This window comes from Thiofilum sp. (assembly GCF_016711335.1).
Classification (GTDB): Bacteria; Pseudomonadota; Gammaproteobacteria; order Thiotrichales; family Thiotrichaceae; genus Thiofilum.
This window is the reverse complement of the sequence record NZ_JADJTF010000001.1, coordinates 313,908-336,907: the sequence shown is the minus strand read 5'-3', so window position 1 is coordinate 336,907 and position 23,000 is coordinate 313,908. Positions and strand designations below refer to the sequence as shown.

Here is a 23,000-nt window from a genome sequence, read left to right as displayed (position 1 = left end):
ATCTGCTGACGGATACTTGATTTACAGAGTATGTTTTTTATAAATAAAAATTATTTTAACAATATATTATTTATTAACTTATCGATTTAAAACTCTCAACTTCTATAGCCAAATACCATAAAGCTTGTTATAAATTAAACATAAGTGTTTGTCCGCTCTAAAGTCTTAGCAGCCTACCTGCTACAACTAGGATTCTATATTCATGAATTTAAGCCCCTCCCTCTCATTGGATGCTCAAGCCATTGGTGATGCCTTTTTAGCTTTGCATGAGCAAGAAGGTTTTACCCTACTGCCTCCCTCTTCTTTGCTGCATGATTCTGTTCCGATGTCATTTGTAATGAGTGCCGGATTAATTCAAGTCGAAAATGAATTAGAGGCGATTGTGTTAAAAACAGGGGGTAAGTTTGCTTTTACTCAGCCTTGTTTTCGGCATTTTGATATGGGGCAGGTGGGAGCTGATCCCACACGGTTAAGTTTATTTCATATGTCGGCGGCGTTTCATATTGGCTCTAGTGAGCGTAGCACGGTATTGCCGCGCTTATGGTTCTTTTTAACCCAAGTTTTAAAGCTGGATACGAAGCGTTTATGGATTAGCTATTTGGATGATCCAGAGTTAGGGTGTGATGAAGCAAGTTTTGAGTGTTGGAAGCGTTTAGGGGTGGATGAGGCACACTTAGTGGGGTTGGATCAAGAACATTGTTTTTGGCGACAGCGCTCGACGGGACAGATTGCGAGTGATGGTAAGAAATGTGGACCGCATACTGAGATATTTTATGAGCGTGAGGGTGTGTGTGCTGAGTGCGAGGTGGGTGCAAAAGCTTTAGGTACGTGTCGCTGTGGGCGCTTTGTAGAATTAGCTAATTCCTTGTTTATTGAGAATTATATTGATGAAGCGGGGCAGTTGATTGCGGCGGATACGGTGTTTGCGGAATGTGTGCTGGGGCTAGAGCGGGTAGAGATGGTGCTGCGGGATTTACCGAGTGTTTATCATGTACGGCGCTTTGAGGAATGGCGGGCGGTATTAATGCCTTGGTTGCCTAATCGGTCAGAAGAGGATGAGCAATCATTAGCGGTGATTTTGGATCATCTGTCAGCATTTGTGAAATTGACCGAGGATGGAGCACCAGCACCGGGGCGTGGGGGGCGTAAGTATATTATGCGGAAGTTGGCTCGTGAGTTGATGATACGGATGTTGGAGTTAGGGGGGGATGTGAATAAGCAATTGCAGCTATTAGCTCAGGTGTCCACATCAGGTCAAGCTAATACAGCTTTGTATCAGGAATGGCAGTGCTTTGCTAACACCCTAAAAAAAACAGCGTGCTACTGATAATTGCGCTATTTCAGGTTTAACGTCCGTTAGATTGTTAGTAGAAGGTTTAAATTAGATGAGTATTAAAGATAATGTTTGGGAAAGTGTTACTCGTATTGCTAATAGAATACAGGATAAAGCTTTATCAGCTAGCTCACTAGAGGAGTTACTGTTAATACTCAGAAATAGTGATCTCCCCATTCCTGCAGAAGAGTTCTCGTTAGTTTATCAAGAGTATGGTGTAGATAAACCAAAGCTTTTAGTAAGCGCTGGTAAGCTTAAGGGGGAAAAAGGATTCGCTGAGATTTTCTCTGTGCAAATACCAGTGCTTCTAGAGTTAATCAAGAGTCCTGAAAGCAACTCTATTTATTTGACTAATAAAGATGACTGCATAAAAGGAGGTTTCAATGGTCATAAAAGTGTTTTGCTCACACCATTAAGATTAAGTACTAATAGAAATATTGGCGTTTTTATTGCGCATAGCTCAACCACAGATAATACCTATGATGATTTAGTTCAACCTTTAGATATGCTGAGTGATCGTTTAGCTTTCTATCTGCGTACTAATTTTACTATTAGGCGTTTCAATAGTTTTAGAGAGTTTCAGAGTAAGTTGTTACGAGGTTGCTTTCATCGAGAGTCTGATATTATTAAGGCATTAGTTAAAAAACTAAAGGAGTGGTTTGTTGTTGATAAAATCCATATTTTTTTAACCAATCCATTAAATACCAATGAATACTTTTTTGCTTGTAAAGATAGTGAAGTAATTGATAATTACATCGATATAGAGGTGCGCTTAAGTTTTAAGTTGGAGCATTGGCTTTTAGAGGTTTTAAATAATATAAAAAATACGCCAAAAATATTAAATAAATGTGCCTTAATTAAGAGTGCTAATATTAAAAGTAACTGCAAATCATGGCTAGGTACTAGAATGGCAGTTGCAGCGGGTAGTAGTATTGGTTTTATTATAATAGAAAACCCAATCTCAGAAGACTCCTACGAAATGGGAGAGGATAGATTAATAGATGATCTTTCGGATTTTATCTCTTTATTGTTGATTGAGTTTCGTAAAAAGCTATACGCTGATTCATTATTCAGTATTAAAAGTATTTTGCTAAATCGCTCCATATCTTTTGAGAGTGAAGTATACCAGTTAGCTCAAGAAAAAATAAGTATAATAAATGGTCATGTGCCTTTGGCTATATTTAGAATTGAGCACACTACAAAAGACTTAAGGCTGGTTCAAAGTACTATTAATGGTTTTTGTTTGGATAGTGTGTTTTCTGAAAATCTACTGGACTATATTAAGATGGCAGAAAGGCATATCGATAGCTATTCATCAGAAGATTTAGTTGATAAACTGACTATACAGCATGGTTTTTTTGAAAAACTCTTAGTAATACCAATGAAATATAATAACGATGATTTAGGCTGCTTTCTTATTCTTGCGCCTAAATGTAGTTTATCGGCTTTACATTATATTGAAGATATAGTAGATATTGTTACTGTTATTGTTGATACAATAGAAAAAGAAAATATGAGATTTAGTGTACTAGTAAGTTTTGGTCAAATACTATCTAAAATAAAAGATGCAACAAAAGAGGATATACTAAGTACTACTTATAATTATGTCTCTAAGGCTATGTACTCGGAAAATCTATATATAGCACTTTATGACAAAGATAAAAATGAGGTATCGTTTCCCTTAATGATTGTTAATGGTCGACCTTATAACCAACCAAGTCGATTGCTTAAATCCAATAAGCGAGGTAAAACAGAAGAGATAATTCTGACTGGTATGCCTATACTCCACCGAACAAAAGCTGAGTCAAAGGCTTGGTATAATATACCACATCATCGAGAGTTCTTAGGAGATCCACTAGCCTCTTGGGTTGGAGTGCCTATTTTAGCTTCAGAGGGAGTTAGGGGGGTTATTGCTGTTTATCATCCAACACATGAGTATTTTTACTCGCAAGAGAGTTTGTTTTTTCTACAAGTGATTGCTAATCAATTATCAGTTTTAATTAATACAATTGAAGTAAAGGATATAAAGTTTGGTTTAGAGGATTTGCAAAATCAATTAAAAGGTAAAGTAGATATATCACTTGAAAAATTTAGTAAAAAAATAGTTAATAATAGTAGCTTAGAGTTAGAAAGTGATGACAGAAGATATTTTAAAAATCACTTTGAAATAAATAATTTTATTAATATATTGGATGGCTCTAGTTATGAGTTAACAGAAAAAACAGTATTAATTTTTAATTTTATTAAAGAGTTACGACATGAAATTGACCTTTCTCAATTAAAATCAAAACTAAAAAGAGTTGTAGTTATTTATTCTGAAATTGATAGTATTAGTAAGGCTATAACTTTATCACTAAATCTACGCTCTAGAGGTATAGACTCTTGGTTAGATAAGTACGAGAATATTTCAAATAAAGATAGCGAGTATACATATTGGTTAAAAAATCAACTGAGCGTTTCTGACTTTGTTTTATTAATATATTCAAAATCCTTAGGAAAGCTATATAATGATAAAATAGATTATCTAAAAATAAATGATTTAAAAGACTTATATAAAAATAAATTAATTTTATTAGTTTACGAGGACACAAAGCCTTGTGATATATCTGATTTTTTTAGTAACTACCCTGTCTTTCATGAAAAAAATGATATTCCTTCAAGTGAGCTAAGTGGTTTTTTATTGGGGTTACCTCTTAAAGTTGGAAATAATTTTCCAAAAAACGAAGAAAAAAATATAGTTGATACTACTATCATAAATTTAAGCAGACATAGCTTAGAAGGGTTAACTAGAAATGCACTTATGTTGCATGATAAGATTGAGATAGTTAGAAAAGAATATCTGTTAGAGTCACGGTCTGAAGAAAGATTTAGATTAAAGGCTATACTAGATGATTTGGAAAAAGATCGCTTTGATATTTTAGATAAAATAGCAAAAACAAAAGCACTCAATTATGAATAGTTACTTAAGTATAAATAATTATAGGTTGGTGCTTATAAAGATCATTAAAAACTAGGGCTGTCTTAGAGCATCAACAATAGACACATGAGTAATAACCCCACACTTGAGTCCACTCGCGCCACACTATACAGTTTCTCCTCACCAGTTCTGCATTAGGGATCATCGCATGGGCTTCGCTAGCCGCCTGCCAAGCATTAAATTAGATCTTAGCCAATGGAATACTCGCCACTTACTCAAGCGTTTACTACGCCTCGCTTGGCAAATAACCTTACTCAGCTTAGGCGCTATTATCCTCATCATACTACTATTACGCTGGTTGCCCGTGCCTACTACCGCTTTTATGATGGGACACCAACTCAGTGCTTGGTGGAATAATGAACCAACCGAAATCTTTTACCAATGGGTCGATTATGAGGATATTTCCCCTCATATAGCTTTAGCAGTGATTGCCTCAGAAGATCAACTATTTAATGAGCATTGGGGTATTGATCAGCGCTCTACTATAGAGGCTATTGAGCGAGCATTAGACGGTAAAGCGGGTGGTGGGGGCAGTACGATTACCCAACAAGTCGCCAAGAATCTATTTCTTTGGAGTGGGCGCAGCTTCATTCGTAAGGGTTTAGAGTGGGGGATCGCCGTACTTTTGGAAACACTTTGGTCTAAGCAGCGCATTTTAGAGGTATATCTCAACATTGCTCAGTTTGGGCGCAATATCTACGGAGTACAAGCAGCGAGTAGTCGTTTATTTAAAACCACACCTCAGCGCCTAACAGTCAAACAAGCTGCCCTATTAGCAGCCGTTTTACCAGCTCCCTCGCAGTTTAAAGCCGATAAACCTTCGCGCTATGTAGTGTTGCGCCAACGTTTTATTGAACGCCAAATGCGTTTACTCGGTGGGGTAGATTTTCTAGAACAGATAGCCGACTAAGCGAAATACCTCAGTGTACTTCGCTTAGCTGACTGATTAGCGCTCTAAGATTAAGCCACCCAAGGTAGTAGGATTACGCCAAGCTTCATCGCGTTTATCGTTCCATGAGAGCTTGCCTTTGCGTAAGCCACCTTGATCATCATCATTCACTTGAATATCAATCCCTAAAGTAGTGCCCATACCGGGTGTCATCCCCAAGGATGGCCAAGGCACGATCAGCTCTAGCACATAACTATTGTCAAATTTTTTCATCGCGTATTGCGCATTCAAATGTTGACGTGCTGAATAGCCACCATAAGTGATCGTACTATCTCCCCAACGGAAAATCAGATGATGTTGGTGCAGACCATCATATTGAGATTGTGGTCGTGGATCGGTATTAAGAAATACCTCAATCGAATCATCGTGCCACGGTTTGTCATTTTCACGGAAAAAGCGATCATCATCGACCGCAACCCGTAAATACAAATTGCTATAGTCCCAACTAACCTGCCAAATGGAAGCTAAGTCCTCCTTACCCCTAATAGTTCCATTGACCACATTACGTAAGCGATAAGTAGACGCGCCCTGCCAAGGATTACCCATATCGCGTACAGTGCGTGCCACCGCTCGTCCTTGCGTATAGGCTTCATGTGCAATATCAAAGGAGGCGATTTTCGTAATACTGATCCCCGTATTGGGCGTAGGCGTGAGTGGATGTATCGATGGTTCATAGCCTCGATCATTCACCACGGGAGGAGTAATTGGATTGAACGCTATGGGTTTAGGGTTTGAGTTAGGGATCACAGGTGCAGGGACAGGAGCAGGTGTCGCACTAGGGATTACAGGAGCAGGCGCTTCAATAGGGCTAACAGGTGCTGCACTAGGTAAAGCACCGCTCTCTAACGTGGTTAACTCACTAACTGAGCGGGGTGTTGAGCGCCGCACTGCATTGGCGCAACCCTGCCACCAACAGGGATTAGCATTCATAAAGCGAATTAAAGCGAGATGCTTAGGTGCTTCACGATCAGGTTGAGTAATATATTCTTTCGTACCAAAACTACCGAATTTCTGATAAGTACGAGGGGAGGTATAGTGTACAAACATTTGCCCTCCTGCTTGTTTCCAACCGTCTAGCAAACGACGGTAAATGGTTTCCATCTGAGGGTGGCGATTCGCACTATAAAACAACATATTCGGATGCTGGTCATTGGTTTTAGTTTTCCAATCCACCAAGTGTTGTCCGCCTTCATAGGCAATCAGTGAGACTTTAAATTTTGTGGTAATCGCCGCTTGTTCCCGAATCGCCTCTAAGACCTTGGGCAAGGAATAACGGTATTTGCTACTGGTCATGATTTCAAACACTTGCGGCACTGTGCGGGCTTGACGCAGAGCATCATCATCCCCAAACACATAGGGTGCAATCGCAAAAGCATCGGTATAACGTGCTGCATCACCAAAACCTAGCATAGTTTCCGTCATGCCTTTACTCCCCGTCAGTCCACCCATGACTCGAACTAGACGCTGTGTACCGCCAAACTCTTGCTCAAAAATACGAAAAATTTCCACTGAGCGCTTGGAGTAATATTTATAAGCCGCCTTCATGGGTTCTGTGTCTAAGCCCATTTGTAAGCCTAGGCTTTTCATATAAGCGTGTTGGCTAAAAATACCATTCCAAGTCTCATTGCTGTATTCAACATAGACTTTCAGATCAGGGTTTAAATGGGTTTTGAGCATACGGGCATAACGGCGTACAAAGTCATCATTAGCCGCATGAGGTAGATTAAACCAAGCATCCGCACTTAAGCGATTGGAGAGTTCAATCATCATTTCTAGGGGTGCACCGCGTACTCCTTCGGGGCCGCCCCAAGTCGCTTGATCCATACGCGGGCGTTCCTCCCAACGCGACATAGGATTACGTGTAATGCCACTCATATTCATATAGCGAATCACTTTGTAATCACGCATAAAGCGTAAGTAGTCAGGATTGAACACAATCTTATCGTAATGGCGATCAAAGGCGAGGTAATCATTGCCGGTACATTGTGAAGCATTCATAACACGCTGAAAGGGATTGCCAGAGCAAATACCCCCCGGAGGCAAAATGCGAATATTGCGAATAGGATTATTGGGTTCGGTTTTAACAATCGTGAGTTTGGCACTGAACTCTTTATCAGCCCCCGGTGCTAAAAGAATAATATTTTTACCCGGATGCGACTCTACTAGAGTGGCATCAATACCATACTCAATCTTACCTTGACCGTCATAGAGCACGGTGTAATAGCCCTGTGGAATTGTCCCAGCGGGTAGTTTATTCACAAAGCGTGTACCGGCTTCAGCCCCTGCGCCTAAATAAATCGGCCAACCATTATGGTCATAGCGCACTTCTCCTTTAGTGAGAGGCTTAGCATGTTCAAAAGGCAACGAGGTTTTAAACAGATCTAGAAACGGTACGCTGGAGTCTTCCTCCATAATCTCATTGGTATTAGTACCTAAAGGCGACTTCTGATTATAAAAAGCATGAGTCGTGGGTGAGTAAAGGTAAAGTAGTAATAGCAGCCCTAAGAATAGGCGACTTCCCGCGCAGAATCGCTCAACCATGCTGTAGCCCCAAGTTATTATTAGTTCTTATGTATTAGCCGACACTATGCGTTATGGTTTAGAATTAGGCAGTAGGTGACTCAAGTTTTTGTTTAACAACGATTCGCAGTCTAGAGGTCAAGACCTGAGCCTTACCTGAAATTCGTACCGAGTCGTCAGTCACTAGAATCACTAATTCCTAATTTATTATTAAAATCATAATCTTAACCATTAGATTTAAGGGCTTGGCGAGTTTAGAGTCGTTCCTCTTAAACTTAGGTTTTATAAGGTAGTTTAATGCTTTATCCCCTTATAACTAAACTCGCAAGCGCTTAAGCTAGTGTTAGCCTTTAGAAAAACACTAGCTTAAAAGGTTCAAATGAAAATAAGAAATTTTTATGATGATTAGCGGTAATAGTAGTAAGTGCTGCTTGGAACACCATATTCCATCATTTGATTGAGTGCACCACTAGCCTCTAGATAGTAGATGAGTGCCCCTAAAGCCATAAATCCAGCTAATAAAGCAAAAGCGATTTTGACCTTACTATAAGGGCGCTCGCCCTTGGTTTTGCCATTACGTCCATTAATGACAAAGCGGTAGATCTTTTCATTATAACGAAATGCTGCCGACCAGACGGGGAGCAAGAGGTGTTTGAAAGTGGTTTGGGAGTAGTTGGTGTGGGTGCGATTAATCATCTGCTGATCGCCCCCAATATCGCGGCGAATCGCAGCTTCAATACGCTCATTCATAATCTGCTTAGCATTATCAAAGCCTTCATCCAGATCGATTTGATATAACTCGCTAGTAAAGCCGCTTAGATAGGCTTCTTGATACGAGACGAGGTTATCTAAATCCCACGGTTCGATCTGATCTAAAATAGTACGTGGTAAGGTTTGTGTTGCACCCACTAATACATCATCAAAAAACAGGCGAACATGACCGGACACAGGTTGCCAACGGATTTTAGCCACATTACGTATTTCTTGACGCGGTTGACCATTCACCATCACGGTCACATATTCACGTTCATAGTAAATCGTACCGCGTTGCCCCGTATAGTCGGTATCGGTATAGCTATCATAAGTCCAGTAGGGTACATAAATACCCAATAACTTCTCATCGCGCCGCGCTTTATTTTTCAAGGCACTCGGTGCAAACCACAGTTTATTAATCCAATTATCAAACGAGGTTTTAGCTTGCTTTTCAGTAATCACAAAAGGCAAGAGCGATTTAGGCTGAAATAAACGCGCCTGAGCCGTGCTGGTCACCACCGGTGTGCCACAAAACGGGCAATCACCTGCATGACGATTATTGTCGAGTTCAAAGGTGGCCGCACAGTTAGGGCATTTAATCACTTCAGTATTATCGAGTACTTTGAGCTTCGATTGTTCTAGTTGACGTAGTGCTTGCGAAAAACTGTACTCTTTAATTGCACCACCGGTGGGTTCAATCACATTTTCGTGTCCGCAATGGGTGCACTTGAGTACTGTGGTTCCGGGATGATAAATCAAATTGGAACCACAAGACTCACAATGGAAAAAACGTTGTTCGGTAGTAGCTTGAACAGGTTGTACCATAAATAGTTAATTACTCGGCACGATTAGGAAGAGGGGGCGGAGTCGTTTGCGTACTAGCAAAATTGCTAGTTAATGCACTTACACTCCCTGCTGCTTGCCAGCTATCCATGCCGATCTGCCATACCAAAGTATCTCGATTGATTTGTCCTTGCCTAATATGATCTTGTAAAGCACTTAAAGTAATAGGCCCCACCGCTTGAGTATTGTTATTCATCGCCACATGCCACTCAGCAGGCTCAGTCGGTTGAGGGGGCATGCTTGGATTCATTTTGGGTGGCACTTGAGTTTGCGGAGGCACTTGGTGGCTAGGGGTGACATTAGGATTAGCATTTAAGCTATTAGCCATTTGATTAGCCATAGCAAAGCCTACTCCCATCTCGATCCCACTATTCCCCTGTCCTTTACCTAAACTTTCAGCCGTTTGATATTTCAGGTATTGATCGAGATTACCCACTAAGCCCATGCTAGTACGCTTATCGAGTACCGCCTCCACTTCGGGAGGTAGAGATATATTTTCAATCAGAACTTGAGTGAGAGCTAAACCATAATTCGCAAACTCAGGGGTAATGCGTTCGGTAATATACTTACTGAGTTGATCCGTATTAGCCGCCATATCCAGCACGGGAATATTAGAGTTAGCAATAATAGTGCTAAAGCGTGTGACAATTAAGTCACGTAGCTGATCACTAATCTCCTCGACTGAGAAATTACGATCAGTTCCGGTGATTTCCTGCATGAATTTGCGAGCATCGGTAATACGAATCGCATAAGTACCAAAGGCGCGTATACGCACAGGACCAAATTCAGGATCACGTACAATAATAGGATTGCGCGTGCCCCATTTCAGACCGGTAAACTGACGCATACTAAAGAAGTATACTTCAGCCTTGAAGGGACTATTAAAGCCATGATCCCAATGTTGCAAAGTAGTCAGAATCGGTAAGTTACGTGTTTCTAACACATACATACCGGGGCCTAATACGTCGGCGACCTCACCTTCATTGACAAAAATCGCCATTTGCGATTCACGCACCGTGAGTTTCGCACCGTATTTAATATTATTGCCTTGACGATCAAAGCGATAAACTAGGGTGTCGTTAGTGTTATCCGTCCAGTCGATAACATCAACAAACTCACCCGTTAACATGTCCCATAATCCCATGATAGCTACTCCTTAAAATTATGATTGCACGCGCCCTTTAGCACTAATCAGAGTCTCACGTAATTCTTTTTCCATTATTTTTAACTCAGCTTCGGCTTTAGCACGCATCGCTTTGCCTTCATCGGCAATGCGCAGGGAGTCGTTAATGGTTTCAATCAAGGCTCGATTAGCTTTCTTCACCGATTCAATGTCGAATACACCGCGCTCCATTTGTTTGCGGGTTTCAGCATTGCCCATACGTAAGGTTTCGGCATTTTTTTCTAATAATTCATTGGTCAGATCATTAGCCCGTTTTAATGAGCCAGCTGCTTCTGACATACGGAAAATAGTCACTGCTTGTGCCAGTTGGTTTTTCCATAAGGGCACGGTATTAATCAAGGTGGAGTTGATTTTATTAATTAAGGCTTTGTCATTTTCTTGTACTAAACGAATGCTAGGCAAGCTTTGCATAGCGACTTGGCGGGTTAGGCGTAAATCATGTACCCGACGCTCTAAATCGTCACGCGCACTACGTAGATCGCGTAATTGTTGCGCCATGACCATATCGGCAGAGTTTGCCTCAACTTGTGCGAGTAGCGCAGGGATGTCCTCTTGATCCAAGCGGCGCAGCTTCTCCTCACCAGCAGCAATATAAACTTCTAATTTGTGGAAGAAATCAAGATTGGCTTCATAGAGTTTATCAAGTGACACAATATCGGTCAGGAGTTGAGTTTTATGACCTTCCATTTCATCGGTAATACGGTCAATTTGCTTACGCACATCTTCGTATTTGCCGAGGAATTTTACTACTGGGGTCGCTTTGCCTAGTAATTTATCCCACCAACTCATTTTCTTATTGGGATTTAATTCATCAATATTAAACCCCTTGATCGCAGTAACCATATCATTTAAAGCAACACCGGCTACACCTATATCTTTATTTTTTACCCCGTCGAGCATTTTTTCAGAAATAGAGTTCATCTGCTCTTGGGTTTTGGTACCAAACATCATAATGCTACTACGATCAGTCATGTCTAGTTCTTTGAGTAGACTATCAATCGCGCGTTTTTTAGCTTCATCCACTTGGTTATAAACGATTACCTCAGGTTTCACCTCAGGTAATGGCTCAGTGCCCGGAATAATAGCGGGCAGGTTTTGAGTTTGTACCGATAGCTGAGGAGGCATAGTCTGGGTAGCGGTAGCGGTCTGAAGTTGGCTCATCGAAAATCTCCTAGAAATTAAATAACAGTTTCACGTTTGAGTTGTTGATTGAGTACTTCGATTTGCACATCCAGATCGAAGGTATTATTTTCCAGTAATTTAGTCTTTTGCTCAGCAAAGGTTTCCTCAATGGAGTCCAATACTTTGGCAAAATCCGTTTCTAAGGCTTGGGGAGGTGTACCCGATTTATAGGTCTTGGCATAAGTCTCTGTGACACGTTGCGTGCCGTCTAGATAGACTTTAAGAAACTTACGCGCTTGTGACAGACGGGTGGGATCATCTTCAATGGTAGTTAAAATATCGCGGGCTTGTTTAGTGATATTTTGGAGACGATTGCGATAGTCGGGATTAGGGATGCTCGTGCGGGCCTTGTCTATTGCTTTAATTTTAATTTCAGCCGCTTCTAAGGCATTTAATACCTCATCTAGGGACACACTAAGTGAGGAAAAAGCATTTTTATCGCGTCTGGGGTCTAAGCCATAGTACAAAGTAAAGCCTAATAGTGCAGCTAAGCCCAGTAAGATCGAAGCCGCTAGACCATAGCCTGTGCCTAACCACGCGAGTACACCAGTATTTAAGGCAATCATTAGGGCTGCAATAGTTTTATAGGGCGTTTTGGGGGCGCGGGCTAATTTGCGTTTTGTATATTCGCCTTCTAACTTAAACCCTTGTCGCGCAATACTAGCGGCAATCATATAGACCGCAAAAGCACCACCTGAAATCAGTGTTTGGGTGACCTGCCCAGCGCCTAAACTAATCAAAGCTGCGATCAGACTAGGGATAGGGAGTAGATAGAGCAGAATTCCTTTTATGCCATAGCGCACATCATGAACCGAGGGCGTATAACGTTGGGCTTTAGACATAGGGCTAGTCTCAACTAAAAAGAGCGATAAAGGTTTTGCCTAAACTATGATAGATAGTGGCGATATTGACTATACCAATACTGATGAGCAGTAGAATCAAGCCTACTGTTTTATTGATGTATGCCATGAGTTGCAGTCCTTCGTACATTATCAATTATTAACAGACGGTGGCATCGAGATGTCTCCGGTATTATGTCATAGTACTGAATTTTAGGAAGAGCAAATCTAATCTACTGAAAATAGCGTGTAATGAAGTGAGTACTGCACATAAAAAAAAGCGCGGACTAGATAGTCCGCGTGCTTTGCGAAGGTGACTCGAAAACACCAGATTGTTGCCAATCTGGACACGAAAGGTCGAACCCCCTGTTTGTCGCACCATTTCGTGTAGAATAATAACTAATAATATTTCCCAGATAATTACTAGCCCTTATTCCTTCCTCTCAACCATGTCCCCAACAGCCAGCTCCCCAATGAATGGCCGGTAAGTTGGGCGGTTTAGAGTATCAACCTCAGCGCGCGTCATTCTGAATCCTTTAAGCCATTGAGTGTCAGAATGGCATGAAGTTTATTGTTATATTCAAGACTTTCATGACGACGGAACCACTACCACAAACCCCAATTTATTCGTGATTCCTGCTGAAGTTGTGATCATTCTAGCAAGTACCACTGAATCAAACCTGAACTATAAAAAGCTTTTTATTGCACTGTTTTTATCTTAGATAACTATTTCTTATCTTGCTATCTAGAACTATTTTTAGGTTTGGCTAGGGAGCGCTTACTTAAAAACAAGAAGGTTTTAGCCTTGAATTAGAAAAAAATATCCCCATATGATCGACATTCATTAAGTAAATAATCAAACCTATCAGTGTGAGATGGAGAAGGACAGATGACCCAAAGTAATGAAGCGAAAAGTAATCCAGAAGACATCCTAAAAACAGGACAGTTTGAAAGTGCTGATGGCAGTGTAAACGTGCAAGCTAATCAAGCTGAAACCCATGATATTGAAACGGATGCAGGTACTTCCGCTAGCGATGCTGAGGCCATTAGTACTTTGCAACAGCAACTAGAAGCTGCTAATGCTCAGGTAGCGGCAGGGCAAGATGCACTTTTGCGGTTACAGGCTGAAATGGAGAATGTACGTCGCCGTCATGACAAACAAATAGAAGATACGCATAAATTTGCAGTACAGCGCTTTGTCGAGGGTCTGTTACCGGTGCTGGATAGTTTAGAGAGTGGCATACAAGCTAGCGGTGATTTAGAAAGCATTCGTGAAGGTATGAAGCTCACCCTTAAGCAATTTGAAGATACTTTAGGGCGCTTTAAAGTCGAAGCAATTAACCCTGAAGGGCAAGCCTTTAATCCAGAACTACATCAAGCGGTAAGCACTATTAATAGCCCGACTCATAATACTGACACCGTGGTTAATGTGTTCCAAAAGGGCTATAGCTTAAATGGTCGTGTAGTGCGTCCTGCGATGGTGCAAGTTTGTAAAAAATAATAAAACGCTCTTGAAAAGGGAAAAAGCGCCCTTAGTTTAGAGACAAGTTAAAACAAGCTCCCAGAGCTTAAAGCAAATTCAGAGATTGGAGATTCATAGATGGGTAAAATTATTGGGATTGACTTAGGTACTACTAACTCTTGCGTGGCGATCATGGAAGGTGGCACACCCCGCGTGATTGAGAACTCTGAAGGTGATCGTACCACTCCCTCGATTGTAGCTTTTACCGGTGATGAAGTATTAGTAGGTCAAACCGCTAAACGTCAAGCAGTGACCAACCCACAAAATACTTTATATGCAGTAAAGCGTTTAATTGGACGGCGCTTTAATGAGGATGCCGTACAAAAAGATATTAATTTAGTGCCTTACAAAATCGTCAAGGCTGATAACGGTGATGCATGGGTTGAAGCTAATGGTAAGCGTATGGCTCCCCCAGAAGTATCTGCGCGTGTACTAATGAAAATGAAGAAAACCGCAGAAGATTATCTGGGCGAACCCGTCACTGAAGCGGTTATTACTGTACCGGCTTACTTCAATGACTCTCAACGTCAAGCGACTAAAGATGCGGGCAAAATTGCAGGTCTAGAAGTTAAGCGCATTATCAATGAGCCTACTGCTGCTGCATTAGCTTATGGTTTGGACAAGGTTACTGGTGATCGTAAAATCGCTGTCTATGACCTCGGTGGTGGTACGTTCGACGTATCGATTATTGAAATTGTAGATGTCGATGGCGAAAAGCAATTTGAAGTATTGTCTACTAATGGTGATACCTTCCTAGGCGGTGAGGATTTTGATAATCGCTTAATGGATTATTTAGTCGATGAGTTCCGCAAATCGTCTGGTGTGGATTTAAAAGGTGATCCTTTGGCAATGCAACGTCTAAAGGATGCTGCGGAAAAAGCCAAAATTGAATTGTCTAGTGCTCAACAAACCGATGTGAATCTGCCCTATATTACCGCCGATGCATCAGGTCCTAAGCACATGAATATTAAGATCACTCGTGCCAAATTAGAGGCATTAGTCGATGATCTGATTCAACGCACTATTGACCCTTGCAAAATTGCACTTAAAGATGCGGGCTTAAGCGTGTCCCAAATCCAAGACGTGATTTTGGTAGGTGGTCAAACCCGTATGCCTAAAGTCCAAGAAGCGGTGAAAAACTTCTTTGGCAAAGAGCCACGTAAAGACGTTAATCCCGATGAGGCGGTAGCGGTAGGTGCGGCCATTCAAGGTGGGGTATTAGGGGGTACAGTTAAAGACGTATTGTTATTAGACGTTACACCACTGTCATTAGGGATTGAAACCTTGGGCGGTGTAATGACTAAGTTGATTGAGAAAAACACTACGATTCCGACCAAAGCGAACCAAGTGTTCTCAACGGCTGATGATAATCAAACTGCTGTAACGGTGCATGTATTGCAAGGTGAACGTCAAATGGCGCGTGACAATAAGTCACTGGGTCGTTTTGATCTACAAGACATTCCACCTGCACCGCGTGGTATGCCACAAATCGAAGTAACTTTTGATATTGATGCTAACGGTATTTTGAATGTTACGGCTAAAGACAAAGCTACTGGCAAGCAACAAAATATTGTGATTAAAGCGTCTTCTGGTTTGTCTGATGATGAAATCCAACGCATGGTAAAAGATGCTGAGGCTCATGCTGAAGAAGACAAAAAACAACGTGAGTTAGTCGATGCCCGTAACCAAGCCGATGGCATTATTCACGCTACTGAAAAATCACTCAAAGATTATGGCGACAAAGTGTCACCTGCCGATCGTGCTGAGATTGAGTCTAAATTAGGTGATCTGAAAACTGCGCTGAAAGGTGATAACAAAGATGTGATTAGCGCTAAGACCGACGCAGTAGCAGAGGCTTCTGGTAAGTTAATGCAAAAAATGGCTCAAGGCGGTGAAGCTCAAGGTACAGCAGGTGGTGCATCTAGCCAAGGCAATACCAATCGTGGTGGTGACGACGATGTAGTAGATGCTGAGTTTGAAGAAGTGAAAAAGTAATTAAATTAGTATCGATTCGAGGCTAGTTTAAAAGACCTAGTTAACAGGTGCAGTAGTTTACCCACTATTGCGCCTGCTTTTACATTGAGCGGGAAAAAGTCATGTCCAAGCGGGATTACTACGAAATATTAGGTGTTGCCAAAAATATCAGCGACTCTGAGTTAAAGATTACCTATCGGCGTTTGGCTATGAAATATCACCCTGACCGTAATCCGGGTGATGCAGAGGCAGAGGCGAAATTTAAAGAATGTAAAGAAGCTTATGAGATCTTATCCGATCCCAATAAGCGTGCAGTCTACGACCAATATGGTCATGCAGGACTTAATTCATCTGCGAGTGGTGGGCGTAGCAGTGGTGGTGGGTTCGGTGACATATTTGATGATATGTTCGGCGATATTTTTGGTGGTGGGCGGCGTAGTGGTAATCGCGCCTATCGTGGTAGTGATCTGCAATATAATTTAGAGCTAACCCTAGAAGAAGCCGTATTTGGCACTTCAGTCGATATTCGTATTCCTAGTTTGCAAAACTGTGACAGTTGCAATGGTACGGGAGCGAAGAAGGGTACTCATCCGCAAACTTGCCCTACTTGTCATGGTCAAGGGCAAATTCGTCTCCAACAAGGCTTTTTCTCGGTACAACAAACCTGCCCTCAATGTCGCGGCACAGGAAAAATTATCCCTGAACCTTGTCCAGACTGTCATGGTCAAGGGCGCATCGAAACCCAACGAACCCTCTCCGTTAAAATTCCTATGGGAGTCGATACCGGCGACCGCATTCGCTTAAGTGCTGAAGGCGAGGCGGGTATGAATGGTGGGCCAGCAGGGGATCTATATGTACAGATTTATATTAAGCCCCATGATCTCTTCACTCGTGACGGTGATCATTTATATTGTGAAGTACCGATTCGCTTTACCACTGCTGCTTTAGGGGGAGAGTTAGAGGTTCCTAGCCTAGATGGTACGGTCAATCTTAAAATTCCACCCGAAACTCAAACCGGTAAAAAATTCCGCCTACGAGGTAAAGGGGTTAAATCAGTACGCAGTGCTACAGTGGGTGATTTGATCTGTTCAGTTGCTGTGGAGACTCCTGTCAATTTGACTAAGCGTCAACGTGAATTACTCGAAGAGCTAGCGGTGACTATGGAAGAGGGCGGGCAGCGTCATAGTCCACAAGAGCATAGCTGGGTTGATAAAGCGAAAACGTTTTTTGAAGGTGTAAAAGATTGGTTTGATGCCGAAAAATCAGGTAAAAAGCCAGAGAAGAAAGCAGATTAACCAAAGGACATCACTATGACACGTATCGCCATTGTCGGAGCGGCTGGGCGCATGGGGCGCACTTTAATACAGGTTTGCTCGCAATATGAAGGCTTAGAAGTTACCGTAGCTACTGAACATGCCCATCATCCCTTATTGGGTGCGGATATTGGTGAGGTCGTAGGTATTGGTAAAAAGGGAGTGAAATTAGCGCCTTCGTTAGATCAAGCTCAGCTAGAGTTTGATGTACTGATTGATTTTACTCGACCTGAACCTTGTTTGGCGCACTTGCAATGGTGTGTGGCGCATAATAAAAAGATGGTGATTGGCACTACCGGCTTTGATGTGGCGGGTAAAGCCCAAATTGCTGAAGCGGCGCAACAGATTGCTATTATGTTCGCGCCTAATATGAGTATCGGGGTGAATTTATGCTTTAAGCTCCTCGAAATGGCGGCTAAGGTCTTAGGTGATGAAGTAGATATTGAGATTGTTGAGGCTCATCATCGCCACAAAGTAGATGCACCTTCAGGGACTGCTTTAAAAATGGGTGAAGTAGTAGCACAGGCTTTAGAGCGTGATTTGTCTGAATGTGCTGTGTATGGACGTGAGGGGATTACTGGAGAGCGTGAGCGTAAAACCATTGGTTTTGCTACTGTGCGTGGGGGCGATATTGTCGGCGAACATACAGTGATGTTTATTGATGAAGGTGAGCGCGTAGAGATCACTCATAAAGCCTCTAGTCGCTCTAATTTCGCTAAAGGCGCAGCGCGTGCAGCGCATTGGTTGAGTAGTCAACCCAAAGGCTTATTTGATATGCAGGATGTATTAGGGTTGAAGTAATGGCTAACAAAAATACTACCCCTGTTAAAATTTGGGATTTACCTATTCGTATCTTTCACTGGTTACTGGTTGCTGCTATTGGTTTTCTGTGGTGGTCTGGTGAAAATGGTGGCTTCGCCATGGACTGGCACATGATTGTGGGTGTGGGGGTGTTAGCCTTAGTATTATTCCGCTTAGTGTGGGGTGTTGTAGGGAGTGATACGGCTCGCTTTAGTCAATTTTTGAAGTCACCTAAATCTGCAATTCATCATTTACTCGAATTACCGCAGCGTAAAACAGCCTATCATGCAGGGCATAATGCTTTAGGGGGTTGGGTGGTAGTCGTGATATTAAGCTTACTCTTAGTGCAGAGTATCACGGGCTTATTTGCCACTGACGACATTTTAGTGGATGGTCCATTACGCTCGTGGGTGAGTTCCAGTAATGCTGAAACTTTAACTAGCATCCATCACTTAATTTTTAATCTCTTACTCTTAGTAGCAGTAGTGCATGTGCTGGCGGTATTGTTTTACCGTTTTTATAAGCAGACTAATTTGATTAAAGCAATGGTTTTAGGTAGTGCGGATTGGCCGGCTGATCAATCGAAACCCGCTTTGGTATTTAAAAGTACGGCGTTGGGTTTAGGTTTAATGTTGGCTTGTTATGTATTAGTGCGTATTGTCTTAGCGCTATTGGCTTGAGACAGGGTATCCCCTTCAGGGTGAAGGGGACTAGCAACTTTAAGATGAGCTTAGCTCATTAGTCATTGCGATATTCTTTATGGCAGGCTTTACAGGTTTCAGCGACTTTACCAAACTGAGGTTTGATCTGCTCCAGATCGCCTGATTCAGCCGCCTTGACGAGCGCTGCTGCTTCCACTTGGAAGGATTCCAGTTTTGACTTGAAGCCTGCTGCATCTGTCCAAACATTAGGTTTGGCATTGCTATCGTCAGCCGAACTGCCTTCACCAAAACCATTAGCCACTATTTGGCTCATCATGGCAACGATTTCAGCGTTCTTCTTGAACTCATCGGCATTAAATTCTTTAGCCCCTTTGACCACAGCACCCATTTGACCAAAATGAAATTTAGTCATTTGGAAAGCACCTTGGCGATACTTAGCGGCGGCTTCGGCGGGAGAGTCTTCACTATAAGCCGCAGTGGATATGCCTAAGAGTGACAGAGCGAGAGTGAAGGGGAGAATCATTTTTTTTAACATACGATTTGGCTCCTTGTCATTAGTAAAAGAGTACCCATTCCTTCTAATAGGTCACTCGGTTCAATAGTGGCAAATGTTATACAACCCTGCAACCAAACTTTCGAGAGAGAGTTTATACTTTAGGCTGCCTTAAAGGTGGAACACAAGGTATGATGTTGGGCAGGGCATGAGCCATCGACAGTTAGGCGCAGCGCTAATTAGCGTTGAGTGTTTTTATAGTTTTATGACGAATTGAGTATGTCTGGAAATACATTTGGAACATTATTCACCGTGACTTCATTTGGCGAAAGTCATGGTCCTGCTATAGGTTGTATTGTGGACGGTTGTCCGCCCGGATTACCTTTAAATGAGGAAGACTTACAAAAAGACTTAGATCGTCGCAAACCCGGTCAAAGTCGCCACACTACCCAACGGCGTGAAGGGGATCAGGTACAAATCCTCTCTGGACTGTTTAAGGGCGTAACGACAGGTACACCGATTGCTTTAGTGATTCATAATGAGGATCAGCGCTCTAAAGACTATAGCGATATTATGGATAAATTCCGTCCCGGACACGCGGATTACACCTATTATAAAAAATACGGTATTCGTGACTATCGGGGTGGAGGGCGCTCTTCGGCGCGTGAAACAGCGGTGCGGGTAGCAGCCGGAGGTATTGCCAAAAAATACTTGTCTGAGTTGTATGGTATTGAAGTTCGCGCCTATTTAGCCCAGCTAGGTAAAATTGCTATTGAGTTTGATGATTTTGATTGGGAAGAAACTAATCGTAATCCTTTCTTTAGCCCTAGTGCCAAAGCGGTTCCAGCAATGGAGCAGTATATGGATGAAATCCGTAAAGAAGGTAACTCGGTCGGTGCATTAATTACGGTAGTGGCTCAAAATGTTCCACCCGGATGGGGTGAACCGGTGTTTGATCGCCTCGATGCCGATATTGCCCATGCCATGATGAGTATTAATGCTGCTAAAGGGGTAGAAATCGGAGCGGGTTTCCATTCAGTGATGCAAAAAGGGACTGAACACCGCGATGAAATGACACCCGATGGTTTTCTCAGTAATCATGCGGGCGGTATTTTGGGCGGTATTTCAACCGGACAAGATATTGTAGTGAATGTGGCTTTTAAGCCTACTTCTAGTCTACGTATTCCCGGACGCACTATTAATCTACAAAATGAACCGGTCGAAGTGATTACCACGGGACGCCATGATCCTTGCGTGGGTATTCGTGCAACACCTATTTGTGAAGCGATGTTGGCTTTAACTCTGATGGATCATTTAATGCGTCACCGCGCTCAAAATCTATATGTGGAAACCGATTTACCGGATATTCCTCCCGGCGTTTAAACGCTTTATTAGTGACCTAGCAAAGTCTTAGTACTGTGTTAGGTCTGGGATTATGGTTATTCGGTTAATTTGACATAGGTGATAAAGCAGATGAGTTCTGCGTCAGATTTAGATCAGCTAGCAGGATTATTAAAGGATTATCCTTATCCCCTTCAGATAACAGCACAAATCGATTCGACTAATCATTGGCTCCTTGAGCATGGTAGTCATGGCGCAGTCTGCATGGCTGATCAACAAAATGCAGGGCGTGGGCGGCGCGGGCGCGTCTGGCAATCCCCCCAAGGTGTCAATTTATACCTATCCTTACGTTGGCACTTTCAGATAGTTCCTAAAAACTATTCATGGCTCAGCTTGATGGTAGCAGTGGTCATTGCTGAAGTATTGCAACGCCAAGGTATTCATGGGCATCAAATCAAATGGCCGAATGATCTTTATTATCAAGGTAAAAAGTTCGGCGGCATTTTATTACAAACGAGCGAGCGCTTAGAGCAAGTAGTAATTGGTATTGGCTTAAATATCAATATGGCTAGCAATCCCAATGATGCCATTGATCAACCGTGGTGTAGTTTGCAAATGCTGACAGGGCATAAGCTAGATCGAGCTAGTATTGCAGCAGCCTTAGTGCGGGAGTTAAGTGCTTATCTGGAGCGTTTTGAGCGCTTAGATTTAGATAGCATGCTTTATGCCTGGCAGCGTTGGGATATGTTGAGTCAGTGTTCAGTAGTTGTGCAGTCCACTACCCATACACTCACCGGTATTGCGTGTGGTTTGGATAGTCAAGGACGGCTATTAGTCTTAGATCATGCAGGGACGTTACATACTTTTTCTTCAGCAGATGTTTCGGTGCGCCTGTGATAACGCTTCTCCTTGATGCTGGTAATACCCGCCTAAAATGGGCGCTTTATAATGCCCATACTAAGGCTCTCACCTCCGTACAAGCTTTAGCTTATGTACCAGAGGGTGATAACCCATTGGGTTTAACGGCTTTGAGTGAAGTATTGCAGAAACATCCTACGATTCAACAGATAGTGGTAGTGCATGTACTAGGCTTAAGCTTTGAGCAGTCATTACAAACCTATGCACACGATCATGCACTAGACTTATATTGTGTTAAAAGCCAAGCTCAGGGCTTTGGCATTACCATCGCTTACCATCAACCAGAGCGCTTGGGGGCTGATCGTTTTGTGGCTTTGGTGGCTGCTCATCATTTATATCCAGAACAAGCGTGTATTGTGATGGATGCAGGTACTGGCGTGACTATTGATGCCTTATTAGCTACTGGTGCTCATCAAGGAGGGCTGATTTTGCCCGGACTACGGGTTAGTGGTCAGGCATTAATTCAACGTGCTAAAGCCACTCATTTAGCTCAATCATTTGACACGATTGAGTTATTTGCTAAAGACACGCTTCAAGGGATTGGGAGTGGGAGTGTGTTTGGGTTAGTAGGTGCTCTAGAAGGAATTACTAACCGTATGGAGCAATCATTGGGCGTTCCAGTAAAGCGTATTCTCACTGGGGGCGATGGTACATTATTAAAACAGTATTTGGGCAGTAGCTATCACTATGAGCCACAATTAATGATGCAAGGGTTGCAAGTGATTACGGAGTCTCTATGAACTATGCCCTTGTATTATTGATTATTTTGAATCTATCGGTATTAGGTTGGAATGTGGTATTGGCTCCAGCGCGGAATAATCCTGATATTCCTTTAACCTTGCCCAATATTCCAGAGTTAGTGCGCGTTGATAAAGTTCCGGGTGATGCGGTGTATAGTAGTCAACTTGCCCCAGCGCAAAGTAGTTGTTTTACCATTGGACCCTATGCTAGCCAGCAAGCCGCTCTGTTGGTGCAAGAGAAAATTAATAATTATGGTCTTGCGGTTAAAATGCGGGCGATTCGTAGTATGGAAACGCTCAATTTTTTAGTTTATATCCCCGCCTTTGCTAGTGCAGACGAGGCGCAAAAAGTGGTTGATGATATGAAGCGTTTTGATGTTAAAGATGCGCTGATTATTCGTGAAGGGCCTTATCAAAATGCTATCTCTTTAGGGTTTTTTAATAATCTAACCCTAGCCCAACGACAGGCTGAGTATATTCGTTATTTAGGCTATGATGCGCGTTTTACCGAGCAAAAGGCAGCGCGAGAGGTTTATTGGCTGGATTATGATGAGCCATTTGGGAGCAATACTCCGGTTCCTGCGTGGAGTAAAGCGATTGATGCTAGTACCGATGTGCAAAAAATACCGCGAGCCTGCCAGTCTTAATGCTCTGTCT

18 protein-coding genes are annotated in these 23,000 nt (G+C 42.4%); 12 read left to right on the top strand and 6 right to left on the bottom strand.

Annotated elements, in window-relative coordinates; genetic code table 11:
* The first annotated feature begins 202 nt into the window (after window positions 1–202).
* The 3 genes from IPL34_RS01560 to mtgA all read left to right on the top strand — a co-directional run bounded on the left by IPL34_RS01560 (window position 203) and on the right by mtgA (window position 5,220).
* Window positions 203–1,327, top strand: a complete 1,125-nt coding sequence (locus IPL34_RS01560) for an alanine--tRNA ligase-related protein (protein ID WP_296836687.1) — start codon at window positions 203–205, stop codon at window positions 1,325–1,327.
* Between the two features lie 58 nt (window positions 1,328–1,385).
* Window positions 1,386–4,292, top strand: coding sequence for a GAF domain-containing protein (locus tag IPL34_RS01555; RefSeq protein WP_296836683.1), 2,907 nt, complete (start codon window positions 1,386–1,388; stop codon window positions 4,290–4,292).
* 166 nt (window positions 4,293–4,458) lie between these two features.
* Window positions 4,459–5,220: a monofunctional biosynthetic peptidoglycan transglycosylase gene (mtgA, locus tag IPL34_RS01550; protein ID WP_296836681.1), complete on the top strand. Its 762-nt coding sequence runs from the start codon at window positions 4,459–4,461 to the stop codon at window positions 5,218–5,220.
* Between the two features lie 36 nt (window positions 5,221–5,256).
* Here mtgA and IPL34_RS01545 read toward each other — a convergent pair whose 3' ends face one another.
* From IPL34_RS01545 to IPL34_RS01525, 5 genes are all read right to left on the bottom strand, one after another.
* A complete protein-coding gene (locus IPL34_RS01545; protein WP_296836679.1) occupies window positions 5,257–7,800 on the bottom strand; it encodes a sugar-binding protein in 2,544 nt (847 codons plus the stop codon).
* A 384-nt stretch (window positions 7,801–8,184) separates the two neighbouring features.
* Window positions 8,185–9,357, bottom strand: coding sequence for a primosomal protein N' (replication factor Y) - superfamily II helicase (locus tag IPL34_RS01540; protein WP_296836676.1), 1,173 nt, complete (start codon window positions 9,355–9,357; stop codon window positions 8,185–8,187).
* 10 nt (window positions 9,358–9,367) lie between these two features.
* Window positions 9,368–10,519 carry an SPFH domain-containing protein gene (locus IPL34_RS01535; RefSeq protein WP_296836673.1) on the bottom strand — a complete coding sequence of 384 codons (1,152 nt, stop codon included), beginning with the start codon at window positions 10,517–10,519 and terminating at the stop codon, window positions 9,368–9,370.
* 18 nt (window positions 10,520–10,537) lie between these two features.
* Window positions 10,538–11,719, bottom strand: coding sequence for a toxic anion resistance protein (locus IPL34_RS01530; RefSeq protein ID WP_296836670.1), 1,182 nt, complete (start codon window positions 11,717–11,719; stop codon window positions 10,538–10,540).
* Between the two features lie 17 nt (window positions 11,720–11,736).
* The gene (locus tag IPL34_RS01525) at window positions 11,737–12,582 is read right to left on the bottom strand and encodes a 5-bromo-4-chloroindolyl phosphate hydrolysis family protein (protein WP_296836667.1); all 846 of its coding nucleotides are present in this window, start codon (window positions 12,580–12,582) and stop codon (window positions 11,737–11,739) included.
* Between the two features lie 886 nt (window positions 12,583–13,468).
* Here IPL34_RS01525 and grpE point away from each other — a divergent pair.
* The 5 genes from grpE (at window position 13,469) to IPL34_RS01500 (ending at window position 18,869) form a co-directional block, all read left to right on the top strand.
* Window positions 13,469–14,080, top strand: coding sequence for a nucleotide exchange factor GrpE (gene grpE / locus IPL34_RS01520; protein ID WP_296836664.1), 612 nt, complete (start codon window positions 13,469–13,471; stop codon window positions 14,078–14,080).
* 99 nt (window positions 14,081–14,179) lie between these two features.
* Window positions 14,180–16,096 carry a molecular chaperone DnaK gene (gene dnaK / locus IPL34_RS01515; RefSeq protein ID WP_296836661.1) on the top strand — a complete coding sequence of 639 codons (1,917 nt, stop codon included), beginning with the start codon at window positions 14,180–14,182 and terminating at the stop codon, window positions 16,094–16,096.
* Window positions 16,097–16,197: 101 nt separating this feature from the next.
* Window positions 16,198–17,370 (top strand): molecular chaperone DnaJ, encoded by a 1,173-nt coding sequence (gene dnaJ / locus IPL34_RS01510; RefSeq protein ID WP_296836658.1) that lies wholly within the window; start codon window positions 16,198–16,200, stop codon window positions 17,368–17,370.
* 15 nt (window positions 17,371–17,385) lie between these two features.
* Window positions 17,386–18,189: a 4-hydroxy-tetrahydrodipicolinate reductase gene (gene dapB, locus IPL34_RS01505; RefSeq protein WP_296836656.1), complete on the top strand. Its 804-nt coding sequence runs from the start codon at window positions 17,386–17,388 to the stop codon at window positions 18,187–18,189.
* Complete coding sequence (locus IPL34_RS01500; RefSeq protein WP_296836654.1) at window positions 18,189–18,869, top strand: cytochrome b/b6 domain-containing protein; 681 nt, start codon at window positions 18,189–18,191, stop codon at window positions 18,867–18,869. Before dapB ends, IPL34_RS01500 begins: the two co-directional genes overlap by 1 nt.
* A 58-nt stretch (window positions 18,870–18,927) precedes the next feature.
* On the opposite strand, the gene IPL34_RS01495 is transcribed toward IPL34_RS01500, so the two are convergent.
* Window positions 18,928–19,386, bottom strand: a complete 459-nt coding sequence (locus tag IPL34_RS01495; protein WP_296836652.1) for a cytochrome c — start codon at window positions 19,384–19,386, stop codon at window positions 18,928–18,930.
* A 237-nt stretch (window positions 19,387–19,623) separates the two neighbouring features.
* Here IPL34_RS01495 and aroC point away from each other — a divergent pair, with 237 nt between their 5' ends.
* The 4 genes from aroC to IPL34_RS01475 all read left to right on the top strand — a co-directional run bounded on the left by aroC (window position 19,624) and on the right by IPL34_RS01475 (window position 22,990).
* Entirely contained in the window at window positions 19,624–20,727 is a 1,104-nt protein-coding gene (gene aroC, locus IPL34_RS01490; RefSeq protein ID WP_296836649.1) for a chorismate synthase, read from the top strand.
* Window positions 20,728–20,817: 90 nt separating this feature from the next.
* Window positions 20,818–21,582: a biotin--[acetyl-CoA-carboxylase] ligase gene (locus IPL34_RS01485; RefSeq protein WP_296836647.1), complete on the top strand. Its 765-nt coding sequence runs from the start codon at window positions 20,818–20,820 to the stop codon at window positions 21,580–21,582.
* A complete protein-coding gene (locus tag IPL34_RS01480) occupies window positions 21,579–22,343 on the top strand; it encodes a type III pantothenate kinase (RefSeq protein ID WP_296836645.1) in 765 nt (254 codons plus the stop codon). Before IPL34_RS01485 ends, IPL34_RS01480 begins: the two co-directional genes overlap by 4 nt.
* Complete coding sequence (locus tag IPL34_RS01475; RefSeq protein ID WP_296836642.1) at window positions 22,340–22,990, top strand: SPOR domain-containing protein; 651 nt, start codon at window positions 22,340–22,342, stop codon at window positions 22,988–22,990. Before IPL34_RS01480 ends, IPL34_RS01475 begins: the two co-directional genes overlap by 4 nt.
* Window positions 22,991–23,000 lie beyond the last annotated feature (10 nt).

Bases quoted from the DNA above. Each gene is read 5' to 3' on its own strand.
- dnaJ (WP_296836658.1), top strand. From the start codon at position 16,198: ATGTCCAAGCGGGATTACTACGAAATATTAGGTGTTGCCAAAAATATC.
- IPL34_RS01555 (WP_296836683.1), top strand. From the start codon at position 1,386: ATGAGTATTAAAGATAATGTTTGGGAAAGTGTTACTCGTATTGCTAAT.
- IPL34_RS01530 (WP_296836670.1), bottom strand. From the start codon at position 11,719: ATGAGCCAACTTCAGACCGCTACCGCTACCCAGACTATGCCTCCTCAG.
- IPL34_RS01525 (WP_296836667.1), bottom strand. From the start codon at position 12,582: ATGTCTAAAGCCCAACGTTATACGCCCTCGGTTCATGATGTGCGCTAT.
- grpE (WP_296836664.1), top strand. From the start codon at position 13,469: ATGACCCAAAGTAATGAAGCGAAAAGTAATCCAGAAGACATCCTAAAA.
- dapB (WP_296836656.1), top strand. From the start codon at position 17,386: ATGACACGTATCGCCATTGTCGGAGCGGCTGGGCGCATGGGGCGCACT.
- IPL34_RS01540 (WP_296836676.1), bottom strand. From the start codon at position 9,357: ATGGTACAACCTGTTCAAGCTACTACCGAACAACGTTTTTTCCATTGT.
- IPL34_RS01475 (WP_296836642.1), top strand. From the start codon at position 22,340: ATGAACTATGCCCTTGTATTATTGATTATTTTGAATCTATCGGTATTA.
- IPL34_RS01485 (WP_296836647.1), top strand. From the start codon at position 20,818: ATGAGTTCTGCGTCAGATTTAGATCAGCTAGCAGGATTATTAAAGGAT.
- aroC (WP_296836649.1), top strand. From the start codon at position 19,624: ATGTCTGGAAATACATTTGGAACATTATTCACCGTGACTTCATTTGGC.
- IPL34_RS01560 (WP_296836687.1), top strand. From the start codon at position 203: ATGAATTTAAGCCCCTCCCTCTCATTGGATGCTCAAGCCATTGGTGAT.
- mtgA (WP_296836681.1), top strand. From the start codon at position 4,459: ATGGGCTTCGCTAGCCGCCTGCCAAGCATTAAATTAGATCTTAGCCAA.
- IPL34_RS01545 (WP_296836679.1), bottom strand. From the start codon at position 7,800: ATGGTTGAGCGATTCTGCGCGGGAAGTCGCCTATTCTTAGGGCTGCTA.
- IPL34_RS01495 (WP_296836652.1), bottom strand. From the start codon at position 19,386: ATGTTAAAAAAAATGATTCTCCCCTTCACTCTCGCTCTGTCACTCTTA.
- IPL34_RS01535 (WP_296836673.1), bottom strand. From the start codon at position 10,519: ATGGGATTATGGGACATGTTAACGGGTGAGTTTGTTGATGTTATCGAC.
- IPL34_RS01500 (WP_296836654.1), top strand. From the start codon at position 18,189: ATGGCTAACAAAAATACTACCCCTGTTAAAATTTGGGATTTACCTATT.
- dnaK (WP_296836661.1), top strand. From the start codon at position 14,180: ATGGGTAAAATTATTGGGATTGACTTAGGTACTACTAACTCTTGCGTG.